The organism is Pseudomonas sp. GW822-FHT03F04 (assembly GCF_058801405.1).
In genome coordinates this window covers 372,757-386,785 of record NZ_JBXANF010000002.1, presented here as the reverse complement: position 1 = coordinate 386,785, position 14,029 = coordinate 372,757, and the positions used below count along the sequence as shown (strand labels likewise).

General features: G+C 53.1%; 10 protein-coding genes. 6 read left to right on the top strand and 4 right to left on the bottom strand.

The genetic code is table 11. From position 1 onward, the window contains the following. Positions 1 to 31 precede the first annotated feature (31 nt). Positions 32 to 937: a bestrophin family protein gene (locus AC1RMX_RS05395; RefSeq protein ID WP_493070870.1), complete on the top strand. Its 906-nt coding sequence runs from the start codon at positions 32 to 34 to the stop codon at positions 935 to 937. A 115-nt stretch (positions 938 to 1,052) separates the two neighbouring features. Here the strand turns inward: AC1RMX_RS05395 and AC1RMX_RS05390 are convergent, their stop codons facing one another. From AC1RMX_RS05390 to AC1RMX_RS05380, 3 genes are all read right to left on the bottom strand, one after another. Continuing rightward, positions 1,053 to 3,818, bottom strand: a complete 2,766-nt coding sequence (locus AC1RMX_RS05390; protein WP_493071161.1) for an ATP-dependent Clp protease ATP-binding subunit — start codon at positions 3,816 to 3,818, stop codon at positions 1,053 to 1,055. Positions 3,819 to 4,142: 324 nt separating this feature from the next. Beyond that, positions 4,143 to 5,084, bottom strand: coding sequence for a Dyp-type peroxidase (locus AC1RMX_RS05385; protein WP_493070868.1), 942 nt, complete (start codon positions 5,082 to 5,084; stop codon positions 4,143 to 4,145). Positions 5,085 to 5,187: 103 nt separating this feature from the next. Next, positions 5,188 to 7,461: an FdhF/YdeP family oxidoreductase gene (locus AC1RMX_RS05380; protein WP_493070866.1), complete on the bottom strand. Its 2,274-nt coding sequence runs from the start codon at positions 7,459 to 7,461 to the stop codon at positions 5,188 to 5,190. Between the two features lie 339 nt (positions 7,462 to 7,800). On the opposite strand from AC1RMX_RS05380, the gene AC1RMX_RS05375 reads away from it, so the two are divergent. From AC1RMX_RS05375 to AC1RMX_RS05360, 4 genes are all read left to right on the top strand, one after another. Further along, entirely contained in the window at positions 7,801 to 9,207 is a 1,407-nt protein-coding gene (locus AC1RMX_RS05375; RefSeq protein ID WP_493070864.1) for a cytochrome ubiquinol oxidase subunit I, read from the top strand. Positions 9,208 to 9,244: 37 nt separating this feature from the next. Continuing rightward, on the top strand, positions 9,245 to 10,258 hold the full coding sequence (gene cydB, locus AC1RMX_RS05370) for a cytochrome d ubiquinol oxidase subunit II (RefSeq protein WP_493070860.1): 1,014 nt from the start codon (positions 9,245 to 9,247) through the stop codon (positions 10,256 to 10,258). A 162-nt stretch (positions 10,259 to 10,420) separates the two neighbouring features. Next, positions 10,421 to 11,581, top strand: coding sequence for an NAD-dependent formate dehydrogenase (locus AC1RMX_RS05365; RefSeq protein ID WP_493070858.1), 1,161 nt, complete (start codon positions 10,421 to 10,423; stop codon positions 11,579 to 11,581). A 281-nt stretch (positions 11,582 to 11,862) separates the two neighbouring features. Next, entirely contained in the window at positions 11,863 to 12,708 is an 846-nt protein-coding gene (locus AC1RMX_RS05360) for an EcsC family protein (RefSeq protein ID WP_493070856.1), read from the top strand. A 193-nt stretch (positions 12,709 to 12,901) separates the two neighbouring features. On the opposite strand, the gene AC1RMX_RS05355 is transcribed toward AC1RMX_RS05360, so the two are convergent. Then, entirely contained in the window at positions 12,902 to 13,405 is a 504-nt protein-coding gene (locus AC1RMX_RS05355; RefSeq protein ID WP_493070854.1) for a DUF2938 domain-containing protein, read from the bottom strand. Positions 13,406 to 13,487: 82 nt separating this feature from the next. Between AC1RMX_RS05355 and AC1RMX_RS05350 the strand changes: the two genes are divergently transcribed. Further along, positions 13,488 to 13,895: a helix-turn-helix domain-containing protein gene (locus AC1RMX_RS05350; protein ID WP_493070852.1), complete on the top strand. Its 408-nt coding sequence runs from the start codon at positions 13,488 to 13,490 to the stop codon at positions 13,893 to 13,895. The last annotated feature ends 134 nt before the right edge of the window (positions 13,896 to 14,029 follow it).

The following is a 14,029-nucleotide window of genomic DNA, read 5'->3' as shown; positions in this document are numbered from 1 at the left end:
TCCAATCCTTTCATTCGTTTGCGGGGTAACCATGATCGTTCATCCCAAACCAAACATGCTAAACGTTCTAGTTACGCTGAAAGGATCTATCGCTAAACGTATCGTTCGGCGAAGCATCATGGTCACCGTCCTGGCCTCCATCATCGTATTGATTGAAAGCATGCATCCTGCGTTCTTCTCACGCGTCAACGCCACACCTTTCACCCTACTAGGCCTGTCACTGTCCATCTTCATGAGCTTTCGCAATTCCGCTTGTTACGATCGGTGGTGGGAGGGACGCAAGGAATGGGGAAGAATCATCATCGAAGTACGCTCTTTCATCCGCGAGAGCTGTGTCATTCAGGACGCTGAGTTAAGGGAAAGGATGTTGTTGGGATTGTGTGGGTTCGCTCATGCGCTTAACGCAAGGCTTCGCAATGAAGATGAGCTGAAAGCTGCTCGACCCTGGGTACCAGGCCTTCTGATCAGGATCACCCCGACCTTCAACATCAGCGATGGCATTTTGCAAGAAACCGGTAGGGAGTGTTCACGCCTGGCTCAAGAAAACATAATCAGTGAGTGGCGATATGTGACGCTGGAGCAGCGATTAACGGGCTTGTGTGAGGCCCAGGCAATTTGCGAGCGTATTAAAAACACCCCCCTTCCCTTTCCATACACATTGCTCCTGCACCGCACCATCTATCTTTTTTGCATACTGCTGCCCTTCGCGCTGGCCGAACCTTTGGGGTGGATTGCGCCAATTTTCACCGCGATAGTCAGCTATACATTTTTTGGACTTGATGCCATTGGAGATGAGTTGGAAGATCCTTTTGGACGGGATGAAAACGATCTTCCCACTGATGCCCTTGTTCGAGCGATTGAACGAGATATCTTGAGTGCCATTGGCCGCACGTATATCCCCCCTCCACTACAACCTGTTGACTATGTCCTAAGCTGAAAGGCGGTCTGTGAACCACCTGAACTTTTCGGCTAGCAATACCTTGATGAAAAGCGAAGCAGGCCTGTGATCAATACCTCTTCAGGCCCGCTCCTCGGTCGATATTGGTTTTACGTCAAGTTCGAGTGCCCGCCGTAGAAGCTGAATCATCGGGTTGCTTTGGCTGATCTGCCGGTGGGCTAGTCTTTTCAGAAGCCTTGGGCTCATCAACCTCGACCTTGTTGAAGATCACTTCATCACGCCCCTTGTCATAACCCAACTCAACGCTGTCGCCGGCTTTGAGTTTGTCGGCAAGCATCTCCTTGGCAAGTCGCGTTTCGACGGTTTGGCGAATCTGCCGTTTTAATTCGCGTGCGCCAAATTCGGGCTGGTAGCCAACGTCGGCCAAGTGGTCAACAAGCGAGTCATCGATTTTCAACGTGATGCTCTGTGCTGCGGCGGTTCGAGTCACTCGGTCGAGTTGAATGCCCACGATGGCCCGGATATTTTCGCGGCTCAAGGCATGGAACACGATGATGTCATCGATACGGTTCAGGAACTCGGGGCGGAAATGTCCCTTGAGTACGTCCATCAGTTCATCACGCAGGGCTTTCTCAGTGAGGCGTTCATCCTCCGGCCTCTCAAGATTGTCCATGATCACAGACGAGCCCAGGTTGCTGGTCGCGATGATGATTGTATTGCTGAAATCCACGACCCGCCCCTTTCCGTCTGTGAGGCGCCCATCATCGAACACTTGCAGCAATACGTTGCTCACATCGGGATGCGCTTTCTCGATTTCGTCAAGCAGGATCACGCTGTAGGGTTTGCGGCGGACGCGCTCAGTCAACTGACCTCCTTCGTCATAGCCTACGTATCCGGGTGGCGCACCGATCAGTCTGGCCACAGCATGCCGCTCCATGTACTCGGACATGTCGATGCGGATAATCGATTGCTCGTCACCAAACACCGTCTCTGCCAAAGCCTTGGCCAGTTCGGTTTTACCGACACCGGTCGGGCCAAGAAACAGAAACGTCGCAATTGGCCGGTTCGATTGTCCTAACCCTGCACGGGATAAACGCACCGCGTCGCTGACGGCCAGAACCGCGTCTTCCTGACCAACCAGGCGATCACGCAGGGTGTCTTCCATGTTCAGCAGTTTTTGCCGCTCTTCCTGCGTGAGTTCGGTGACCGGGATGCCCGTCAGACGCGATACGACATCGGCAATCGAGGCCATTGTGACCTCAAGGGTTTCAGATCCGGTCTTGCGCTGCCAGGCTTCGGTTTCTTCTTCCAGCTGTGCTTGCTTCTGATTGATGCGCTCTTCAAAACCCTTGGCTTCGTCGAAGCGTTTGCGTGAGGACGAATAGTCTTGTTCGCGCTTCAACTGGGTAATTTCAGCTTCCAGTTCCTGGATGCTTGCTGGTCTTGAACTGGAGCTGATGCGAACACGTGCAGCCGCCTGATCGATCAGGTCGATGGCCTTGTCAGGCAAGAAGCGCGAGGTGATGTATCGATCCGACAGCTCGGCAGCGGCAACAAAGGCTTCATCGGCGAATGTCACCTGATGGTGCGCTTCAAGCTTGTCGCGCAGGCCACGCAAGATAATGATGGTCTGGTCGACAGTGGGCTCTGGTACCAACACCGGTTGAAAGCGCCGTTCAAGCGCGGCATCTTTTTCGATGTGTTTTTGGTACTCATTCAGCGTTGTCGCACCAATGAGGCTGAGTTCACCCCGGGCCAGCGCAGGCTTGAGTACGTTGGCAATGTCCAACCCGCCCTCCTCTGCACCCGCACCGACGATGGTGTGCAACTCATCGATGAACAAAATCAGTTCTGAATTCTTCGCTGTGACCTCATCAAGTAACTGCTTGGCCCGTTCTTCGAATTCCCCGCGATATTTTGAACCAGCAACCATCGAGTTCAGATTCACCTCAACCAGGCGCCTGCCACGCAGGATCTCCGGAACATCGCCCTTGATGATTCGTTGCGCCAGCCCTTCGACGATCGCGGTTTTACCGACACCGGGCTCACCGATGAGCACCGGGTTGTTCTTCCTACGGCGGGCGAGCACCTCAATGGTATTTTCTATTTCCTGCGCACGCCCGAGTACCGGATCAAGCTTGCCCTCACGGGCCAACGCCGTCAGGTCTCGACCGAACTTGTCGAGCGTCGGCGTCCCAGTCGGGGTATCCACCCGGCCATCCTCGGCGCCTTTACCCACGACCTTGACGACTTTCTGCCGCAAGGCTTCGGGGGTGACTCCATATTTTTTCAACAGCGTGCCGGCAATACTCTCCGGTACCGCTGACAACCCAATCAACAAATGCTCCGGCCCTACGTACGAATGCCCGAGGTCTCGGGACGCCTGGAACGCAAAATTGAAGACCTTCTTCAGACGTGGTGAGACGGTCATCTGATCGACTGACGACTCGGCACTGCCGCGCTGAGCGTGTTGGTCGATATAGCCCTTGATTTCGTCGGGAGAGAGTTTCAACTCCTTGAGCAATGCCGTGCCCACATCGGTATCCGCCAACACATACAGCAGATGCTCGGTGTCGAGTTCGCTGCGGTTGAGTTCCTGGGCCTTCTCAGCAGCTCGCTGTAGGATTTCCATCGTCTGGGAACTGAAGGCATCGGTTGCGTCAACGGACTCTCTGGGCACCTGTGCTGAGAGCCTCAGATCATCATCTCCTTGATCCAAGTGGCCACCCACGTTGTCAAAGAAACGGGACATCCCTCCACCCAGTAATGAGTCAAACGGATTCAGCATGCTTTGATGACGGACGAGTTGGCGGTAGTCGTGATCGCAAATGGACATTGTTTTCGCTTGGCCATTTTGCGAGACCGTCACCCGCGCGACGGCTGGTCTCGCATTACATATTTCGCAAAGTGTCGCCATGATGAGTTGTCTCCAAGGGTGGATAACACAGGCTCAATCAAATGGATCTACTTCCTTGTAAAGGTACCTACCGAAGCCAGGTATGAAATCCGCGTTGCAGTGAGATTATTCATAAGCCCTTCGCAGGGAGTGGCTGCGTCATCGCCTGAGGAGCAGCCACCCGATCAAGATAGTCGGGTTCTCATCAAAGCGCTCTATGAGTCAACTGTGATGCCGACGAACGAATTACAGGCACTGTAGCGTTCGCAAATAGATGCGGAATCATGCATCACCGGCGCCTTACCCTAGCGAGAGCAAAGCGAAGAAAGGGAGGACTTATATCGAAGGCTATCGATCAGCCAAAGCCTCAAGCAAATCCGATGACGGCACAAAAAACAGGTTGCCTGTAACAGCGGTACTGAAGTCGAGCAACCTGTCGTAATTCCCTGGTGGTTTGCCGACGAACATATTTTCAAGCATCAGTTCGAGTGGTTCGGGCGAACGAGCGTAGCCGATGAAAAAAGTCCCAAACTCACCTGCACCAGGCCGTCCAAACGGCATGTTGTCACGCAAGATTTTCACCTCCTCGCCATCCTTCGTAATCGTCGTCAAAGAGCTGTGCGAATTGCTTGGTTTGACCGACTCATCCAGTTCGATGTCGGAAAGTTTTTTCCGCCCGATCACATGCTCCTGTGCTTCGACAGATAGCTGATTCCATGCCGCCATGTTGTGCAGATACTTCTGTACCAGCACGTAGCTTCCTCCACTGAAGGCAGGGTCTTCATCCCCTACTATCGTGAAGTGGGAGGCCTTGCGACCTACTGGGTTTTCAGTGCCATCAACAAATCCAATGATGCTGCGCATATCAAAATATCGAAACCCATGAACCTCATCGATGACCGTGATGGCATCGCCCAGTGCACAAGTGAACTGCGTCACTAACTCAAAACAAAGATCCATCTGATCAGCACGAATATGCAAAAGGATATCGCCGGGGGTGGAAATCGCGCGTCGCCCATCCACACCAAACTCGCGAAATCCATGCAATAAAGAGGGCCGAGGATTCGCGAACAGAATGTCCCAGGCACTGGAGGAAAACCCGCAAATACACGACAGGTTTCCTGCTGGGACTCGCTTGCCGACAGAGCGTGTGATCGCCGCAATATCAGCGCACCAGTTCTTCACTTTGTCTGCGGATTCCTTTCCAGCCTTGAGGGTTGCCACGATGAAAATCGCGCTGCTGGTGGCTGGGCTGCACACCACTTGTGGTTCAGGAGCTTCGCTGCTCATCACTGAAATATTCCCCATAAAGCTTCATCTAGTGGAACAAAAAAGGAGGCGCAAAACGCGCCTCCTTTGATTTGAGAAAGACCAACCGGATACCGTTACGTAATCAATTCAGCTCCGAGCGCATCACACGCACGGGCACCGACTTGTACGACGGCGTTCCACTGTCCTTGTCGATGTAGTCCAAAGGTACCAGCGTGTTCGCCTCGGGATAGTATGCCCCCACTGAACCAGCCGATATTTTGTACTCAATAGCCGTTATTTTTTCGTAGCGCAGTTTGCGTCCGGAAACGACCGTTTCGATATCCACCAAATCACCGTGTGCCAGGCCGCGTGACTGGAGATCGGCAGGGTTCATGAACAACACATCCCGTCGCCCAAATACGCCACGATAACGATCATCCAGTGCGTAAATCGTCGTGTTGTATTGGTCATGGCTGCGCAGCGTGATCAGCCGTAATACATCGTCTCCATCGACCTCTTTATCTTCATGCAAACCTGGGAACACAAAGAACTCAGCCTTCCCTGAAGGCGTCATCCAGATACGCTCTGTCGCAGGCAACGGCATGCGGAAGCCACCAGGAACGCGAATGCGTTCGTTGTAGTTCTCAAAGCCTGGAATTGTCTTTTCAATCAGATCACGAATTTTGTCGTAATTCTGCGAGAGCTCCATCCACGGCACCTTGCTGTCAGGCAGCGTGGCAGTCGCCATACCCGCCACGATGGCCGGTTCCGATCGCAAAAACTCGGATGCGGGCATCAACTTGCCAGCCGAAGCATGAACCATCGACATTGAATCTTCGACGGTAATTGATTGGCGCTCTCCGTTCTGTACATCGAGTTCGGTGCGGCCCAAGCAAGGAAACAGATACGTTTCCTTGGAAACCAGCAAATGGGTGCGATTAAGTTTTGTACCGATGTGCACCGTCAAATCCAGTTTCCCTATCGCCGGAAAACACTGACCTGGATCAGGCAATGCGACCACGAAGTTTCCTCCCAGACAAAGCAGCGCTTTTGACTCGCCGGCAATCATCGCTTGCATGGCCTGTACTGAGTCGTGGCCATGCTCAACTGGAGGTTTGAAGCCCAGCACTTCTTCAATCTTGCCGAGGAACTCACTGGAAGGTTTCTCGGTAATACCTACGGTTCGATTTCCTTGTACATTGGAATGACCGCGCAGCGGACATATGCCTGCGCCGGGCTTGCCGATGTTGCCTCGCAACATCAGAAGATCGCAGATCAGTCTTACGTTGGCGGTTCCTTCGTTATGTTGGGTTATCCCCATTCCATATGTCACGATCGTGGCATTGGATTTTGCATAGGCCGCCGCAACTTTTTCCATGTCTACTTTGTGCAATCCACTCGCAAATTCGATGTCGGGCCATTCGGTAGCCAACAAATCCGCCTTGAGCGCCTCGAAGCCATTGGTATGCTTTTCAATGAAATCATAATCAAGCACTTGCCCTACTGATTCTTCCATTTCCAACAATGACTTCATTACGCCTTTAATGGCTGCTGCATCACCACCGGCCTTGACCTGTAAATAAGTAGAGGCAATACGCGTCGAACCATAAGTTGCCATTTCAATCATGTCTTGCGGGTCGGCAAATCGCTCTAGTGCACGCTCGCGCAATGGATTCATCACCATGATTGGAACTTTACGCCGGGAAATCTCGTGCAGCGTCCCCATCATTCTTGGGTGATTGGTGCCTGGATTATGTCCGATGGAAATAACCAGCTCACACAGTTCAAAATCGTCCAATGATACAGACCCTTTACCCATACCAATTGAACGCGGCAAACCCACACTAGTTGGCTCATGGCACATATTTGAACAATCAGGAAAGTTGTTAGTGCCCAAATTGCGCGCGAACAGTTGCCACAAGTAGGCCGCCTCATTGGACGCTCTGCCTGACGTGTAAAATTCGACTTGATTGGGTTGCAGTCCACGCAATATTTCACCGATTCGCGCAAATGCGGTCTCCCACTCGACCGGCTGATATGTATCGGTCGCCCGGTCGTAAACCATCGGGTGTGTCAGTCGTCCTAAATCCTCCAGTTCGAAGTCGGTACGCTTAAGCAGGGTGGCAACCGGATGTTTGGCAAAAAACTCAGGAGGTACGCGTTTGTTGGTGGCCTCCCAAGTGACTGCTTTCGCACCGTTTTCGCAAAACTGGAAGGTTGATTTGTGCTCTTTGTCTGGCCATGCGCAACCAGGGCAATCAAACCCGTCTGGCTGATTGGTTCTCATCAACGTAAGAGGAGCTTTGAGCGTATCCATTTGCTCGCGCACCGCCGTCGCGGTGGCTTTAAGTGCACCCCAACCTCCTGCAGGGCCATCGTAATTTCGAACACCGGGTACTTTGCGCTTAATCGCCATGATCGCTCCACCTACGACTCATAACCATAGAGGTGAGAGTCGATAGTTGCATATTTCCTGCCGCTATAATGCGGCATTACGTAACTTTTACCCTCTTAGAGAGAAGTAAACGTCACAACCACACAGCATAAAACGAACATACAACTCAGAACTATTCCTGAGAGATTTTCTCATTAAGCGAGCGAAATATTTGCTCATGATTTTCGAGGGTGATCTAGAATCTAGGCGGCATGCACCACCATGTCAAGGCAAAGGAAAGCCAATAAACCGGGCTAGCGTAATTGCCTTCCCAGCTGTATTCCCAGGCAAATTTGCACCCTTCCTGAGAGGCAGAAAAGCATGGACATAATCGATTCGACTGCAATTGATTTAGCGCGAATTCAGTTCGCGTTTACTGTTGGCGTCCACATCGTTTTCCCTGCAATAACAATAGGCTTGGCCAGTTTCCTAACGGTGCTGGAAGGTTTATGGCTTAAAACCGGGCGAGATGTATATCAGGATCTTTACACTTTTTGGGTAAAGATTTTTGCCCTGAATTTCGGCATGGGCGTGGTTTCTGGATTGGTTATGGCTTATCAGTTCGGAACAAACTGGAGTGGCTTTTCCTATTTCGCAGGTAGCATCACTGGGCCGCTGTTGACTTACGAAGTACTCACCGCCTTTTTTCTTGAAGCAGGTTTTCTAGGCGTTATGCTCTTCGGCTGGGAAAAGGTTGGCCGTGGGCTGCATTTTTTTGCTACCGCCATGGTGTCGTTGGGTACCCTGATTTCAACGTTCTGGATCCTGTCATCGAACAGCTGGATGCACACGCCACAGGGATTCGAAATCGTTGGCGGACGTGCAGTACCTGTTGACTGGCTGGCGGTGGTGTTTAATCCCTCATTCCCGTTCCGACTCGCGCACATGGCCATCGCAGCATTCTTGGCAACTGCTTTTTTTGTGGGTGCATCAGGCGCCTGGCACCTGTTACGGGGTCATGACACGCCGGCAGCGCGCACTATGTTGTCGATGGCGGCATGGATGGCACTGATCGTGGCGCCGATTCAGGCGGTGGTCGGAGACGCTCACGGATTGAATACGCTCGAACACCAACCTGCAAAAATCGCCGCCATCGAAGGCCACTGGGAAAACGTTCCCGGTGAGCCCTCGCCGCTCATTCTGGCGGGATGGCCGGACATGAAAGCGGAAAAGACCCGGTACGCGATTGAAATTCCGGTGCTGGGCAGCTTGATTCTCACCCACAGCCTCGACAAGCAAATTCCGGCGCTCAAATCATTCCCGCCAGAAGACCGACCCAATTCAACCGTGATTTTCTGGACGTTCAGATTGATGGTCAGTATGGGAATGCTGATGATCCTTGCCGGACTACTGAGCCTCTGGCTACGGCGCGGACAGAAGCTATACACCTCACGTCCGTTTTTGGCCTTCTGGCTCTGCATGGGCCCCTCTGGACTCATTGCGTTGTTGGCAGGATGGGTGACTACCGAAATGGGCCGTCAGCCATGGGTGGTGTACGGCCTGCTGCGGACGGTTGACGCGGTATCGCCACTGACCGTTTCACAAGTCAGCATTAGCCTGGTTCTGTTCGTCCTTGTTTACTTCGCCCTGTTCGGTGCAGGCATCGCTTACATGCTCAAACTCGTGCACAAAGGGCCGCAAGCTCACGGGGCGGAACCCACTCCTGAGGGCGGCGCAGGCCAACAACGAACACCAGCCAGGCCGCTATCGGCTGCAGATGAAAAATGATGTTCAGACACTTTTCCGAGTTTGAGGAGCGAGCGCTATGGGCGGCATCGACCTAAGTTTGATTTGGGCATTGATCATCATCTTCGGCGTCATGATGTATGTCGTGATGGATGGCTTTGATCTAGGCGTGGGATTGCTCTTTCTTGCGATCAAAGACAAAGAAGAGCGAGATGTCATGATGAACACGGTTGCACCCGTATGGGATGGCAACGAGACGTGGCTGGTACTCGGTGGCGCCGGGCTTTTCGGTGCGTTTCCCCTGGCCTATTCAGTCATTCTCAGCGCGCTGTATTTGCCCCTGATCATCATGTTGCTGGGCCTGATTTTTCGGGGTGTCGCCTTCGAGTTCCGGTTCAAGGCCAGTGAGCGCAACCGGCATTGGTGGGATAAGGCTTTCGTCGGCGGTTCTATCGTTGCCACTTTCAGCCAAGGCGTTGCGCTCGGTGCCTTCCTTGACGGCATCCCAGTCGTCAACAATGCCTACGCAGGAGGCAGTCTCGACTGGCTTCGTCCCTTCCCACTGTTTTGTGGTTTCGCACTACTGGTGGCCTATGCCCAGTTGGGAAGCACCTGGCTGATCATGAAAACTGAAGGCAGATTGCAGGAGGACATGTACCGATTTTCGTCCTACTTTATCTATGCCCTGTTGTTCGTCATTGCAGTGATAAGCATCTGGACGCCGCTCGTCCATCCGGAGATCGCGCAACGCTGGTTCACGATGCCGAACCTGTTCTACTTCCTGCCTGTACCACTGCTGTTGCTGTTCTGTTTCATTGCCACACTGATCACGCTTGCGCATCGGGCTACTGCAAGTCCATTTCTGTTGACCCTTCTTGTGATTTTCCTTGGCTACAGTGGCTTGGGTATCAGCATCTGGCCCAATATCGTACCGCCATCCATCTCGATGTGGCAGGCGGCCTCGCCGGTGGCAAGCCAGCTGTTTGCGTTGATCGGAGCACTATTTACGCTTCCCTTCATTCTGGTCTACACCGCGTGGAGCTATTACGTTTTCAGAGGCAAAGTTAAATTGGGTGAAGGCTATCACCACTAGGTGCCAAGCCTGGTAGGCCTGGGTGTCCAATCCTGAGTGCACGGCTAATAGATGCCCTCAGTTGGACACCTTCCCCCCTTTCACTACCCTCGGCCGACCTACAGCCCAATCGCTTTATCCCGGCTGAACAGAAAGTCGTACGACATACGGGAGATAAAGTTCATGGCAAAAGTACTTTGTGTTCTTTATCCCGACCCTGTTGATGGCTATCCACCTCGTTATGCGAGAGATGAGATTCCAACCATCACGACGTATGCCAATGGCCAGACAGCGCCGACGCCAATGGGGCCTCTCGGGTTCAAACCCGGTGAGCTGGTGGGCTGTGTCTCAGGCGAGTTGGGGCTTCGCAATTATTTGGAACGGGGAGGCCATGAGCTCATTGTGATCAGTGACAAGGACGGGCCGAGCTCTGAGTTCGAACGTCTCCTGCCTGACGCCGAGGTGGTAATATCTCAACCATTCTGGCCTGCTTATCTGACCGCCGACCGGATCGCCAAAGCGAAAAACCTGAAGCTTGCACTCACTGCTGGTATCGGCTCTGACCATGTGGATCTTGCTGCTGCGGCGCGCGCTAATATCACCGTTGCCGAAGTCACCGGATCCAACAGCATCAGTGTCGCGGAGCATGTGGTGATGATGGCGCTGTCGCTGGTGCGCAATTATTTGCCAGCTCATCAAACAGCCGTTGATGGCGGTTGGAACATCGCGGATTGTGTTTCCCGAAGCTATGACATCGAAGGCCTGCATTTCGGCGCTATCGGAGCCGGACGAATAGGCTTGGCCGTTCTGCGTCGGCTTAAACCATTCGGTTTGCACCTGCATTACACCCAGCGTCACCGCTTGGACTCAGCCATTGAAAATGAGTTGAACCTGACATTTCATCCAGATGTGCTATCGCTGATCAAGACTGTCGACATCATCAATCTTCAGATTCCCCTCTATCCGTCCACCGAAAATCTGCTTGACGAAGCGGCACTGGCCCAAATGAAACGCGGTACTTATCTCATCAATTGTGCACGCGGCAAACTGGTGGAGCGCGATGCTCTTGTCAGGGCTTTGGAATCAGGACATATCGCAGGTTATGCAGGAGACGTCTGGTTTCCTCAGCCGGCCTCACCCGAACATCCCTGGCGAACTATGCCGTTCAACGGCATGACACCTCATATGTCCGGCACCTCGCTCTCGGCTCAAGCACGTTATGCTGCGGGCACACTGGAAATTTTGCAGAGCTACTTTGAAGGCACTCGCATTCGGGAGGAGTACCTGATTGTCGACGGCGGGAACCTTGCTGGTACAGGGGCGCACTCTTACGAGCTCAGGTGACTTCTACGCGACTGCCCTTCCATGTGGGTATCCCAAGCCAAGGAGGCCGACAGTCGACGACTTCCCATCCAACTGATGCTTGCGTAACTCAAGTGTAGCGCGCTAAGCGCCTGCATAAGGAAAGCCAAAAGTTAAGGTGTTCGTCGAGTCGATATATGTGTGGCATCAAAGGCTTGCTGAGCCGATCGCCACACTTGATATTCTAGTTCACCGCTCATTGAAGTACCCGTCGCGCTGCCCAATCGGTGGATTCTTGTTTGCGGACTAAACCTCCAACGGAGATGCGTGTGGACATCAAAGACAATCCCGAAGACTACAAGAGCTTAAAGCAGGCGGTGGATTTACTGGAGTCGCCTTCTCTGACGGCGAGGCTGTCGGGCTTTATCGGGTCGCCAATCGAAATTGCGGTAAAAGCCTTACCTGAATCGATTTCAAAGAAGGTCAACGGTGCGGTGACGGCGGCCCTGCACTCATCCGTTGACGCCGCGTTGTGGAGCTTGGAAAACGCACCTAAAAAACCTGCATCAACACGACTGCACAAGCTTTATGCCGCAACCTCAGGGGCTATCGGCGGGGCTTTCGGCTTTACTACGCTGTTCCTCGAACTCCCCGTCTCCACGACCATTATGATGCGCTCAGTAGCCGACGTGGCGCGCAGCGAAGGTTTTGACTTGAGTGACTTTGCGACCAAACAGGCGTGCATCGAAGTGTTCGCTATGGGCGGCCCCAGCCAAGCGGACGATGCGACGGAGACGGGGTACTACGCTACTCGCAGCTTTACCACTCAGGCAATGCAGCATTTGTCCAAAGAGCTGGCAGAGATAGCCGCCAAACACGGTGCTAAAGCGACAAGTTACTTTACCCCGGGCCAGACAGGAAAATGGCTGGCCGTGTTGATCGAAAAGGTTGCTACACGCTTTGGCTTTACCATTACTAGCAAGTTCGCAGCGCAGGCTGTTCCTGTAGTTGGAGCGTTTACCGGGGCATCGATCAATGCTCTGTTCACTGACGTCTATCAAGACACTGCCCGAGGTCACTTCATCGTTAAAAGGCTTGAGAACAAATATGGCTACGAACAAATTGAGCGCGAATACGCGTCGATCAAGAATACATCTCTGATCATTTAGAACAGGACGTCACTCGTGAATTGACTTGGCCGATACCAGCCCCCCCGAAGAAGGTGATTTCCTGTCTGTTAATCCTCTCGCGTCCCATCCTCTCCGCCTCGCTTGGTGAAGAGGCTCGCTAGCCCAGCAAGCCCAAAGACTTCCGGGAGCCTCTAAGAGCCTTGTGAGTACGCTACGACATTCCACAACTTGCTTAAACAACTAGGCGTATCAAGGGTAGCAAAATCGTCGCACTAACAAACAGGCCGAAACCGAACACCGTATGAGTGGCTAAACTGCGCAAGCAGTTTCGCAGCGGTGTTGCTGTTTTCGAGGAAAATAAGCCTACCCCCATCGCCGGCTGCATCACACACAGCGGCAGCACAACGGTCACGACTCCGAAAGCCAATGCTGGCCACAAGGTCGGGGCGGACAACCACGCTTCTCCTACCAAACCTACCAGCATAGAGGCGAAAACTAGACCTGTGACGTAGTGAATGATCCAGCCCCAGGCCAGCTCGTTGCGCACCGGCGAGGCCATGGAAATTGACTCGTGACGCAGACGCCCATGAAGTGCATGGCCTGCCAAGCGTCCAACCATTGCGTAGTTTAGGGTTGTAACACCCACGCGCTGGAGCAGTAGCCCCCAGAGATCCATGATCCAGACGGCGCCAAGCCCGATCAGCAGGACATAGAACAGCATTGTAATAACAGTCATATTGGTAACCTCGTAAAATTGACGGGAGAGCTCATGCCGCGCAACATACAAGTTGAAGTCAACTTCAACACAAGAGAAATTTATGGATATTTCCGACGTTGCCAAACGCAGCGGAGTACCCACCTCTACTCTGCGCTATTACGAAAAGACGGGGTTACTTGAGTCATCCGCTGGCCACGGTCAACGCCGTCAGTTCGGTGCCGATGTACTCGATCGTCTGGCCCTGATAGCCCTGGGTCAGGCTGCTGGCTTCTCATTGGATGAGGTGCGCAAAATGTTGGTTCGTTCGCACGTCGACCGGCAGATGCTGCTGATGAAAGCCGATGAGATTGAGGCTCGTATCAAGCGGCTACAGGCCATGAGCAAGGGGTTACGCCATGCCGCGCAATGCCCGGAGGATAATCATCTAGCCTGCCCGAACTTTCGTCGTTTGATGAAACTGTCGGCAACCGGCGTTCTGCCTATCGAGCGCACTAAACCGCACCGTTAGATCGATCATTACCTTGGCCAGGCTGGGTGGAGGAAAGCGTTCAGGATGCCAAGTGTTTGGAGTAAGAGCTTCGTTGGCACATGGAAATCCTAGCGATAAAGGCTATCGCGTCCGCTAAAAAATCGTCGGACACC

Bases quoted from the DNA above. Each gene is read 5' to 3' on its own strand.
- cydB (WP_493070860.1), top strand. From the start codon at position 9,245: ATGGGCGGCATCGACCTAAGTTTGATTTGGGCATTGATCATCATCTTC.
- AC1RMX_RS05375 (WP_493070864.1), top strand. From the start codon at position 7,801: ATGGACATAATCGATTCGACTGCAATTGATTTAGCGCGAATTCAGTTC.
- AC1RMX_RS05385 (WP_493070868.1), bottom strand. From the start codon at position 5,084: ATGAGCAGCGAAGCTCCTGAACCACAAGTGGTGTGCAGCCCAGCCACC.
- AC1RMX_RS05355 (WP_493070854.1), bottom strand. From the start codon at position 13,405: ATGACTGTTATTACAATGCTGTTCTATGTCCTGCTGATCGGGCTTGGC.
- AC1RMX_RS05380 (WP_493070866.1), bottom strand. From the start codon at position 7,461: ATGGCGATTAAGCGCAAAGTACCCGGTGTTCGAAATTACGATGGCCCT.
- AC1RMX_RS05365 (WP_493070858.1), top strand. From the start codon at position 10,421: ATGGCAAAAGTACTTTGTGTTCTTTATCCCGACCCTGTTGATGGCTAT.
- AC1RMX_RS05360 (WP_493070856.1), top strand. From the start codon at position 11,863: ATGCGTGTGGACATCAAAGACAATCCCGAAGACTACAAGAGCTTAAAG.
- AC1RMX_RS05395 (WP_493070870.1), top strand. From the start codon at position 32: ATGATCGTTCATCCCAAACCAAACATGCTAAACGTTCTAGTTACGCTG.
- AC1RMX_RS05350 (WP_493070852.1), top strand. From the start codon at position 13,488: ATGGATATTTCCGACGTTGCCAAACGCAGCGGAGTACCCACCTCTACT.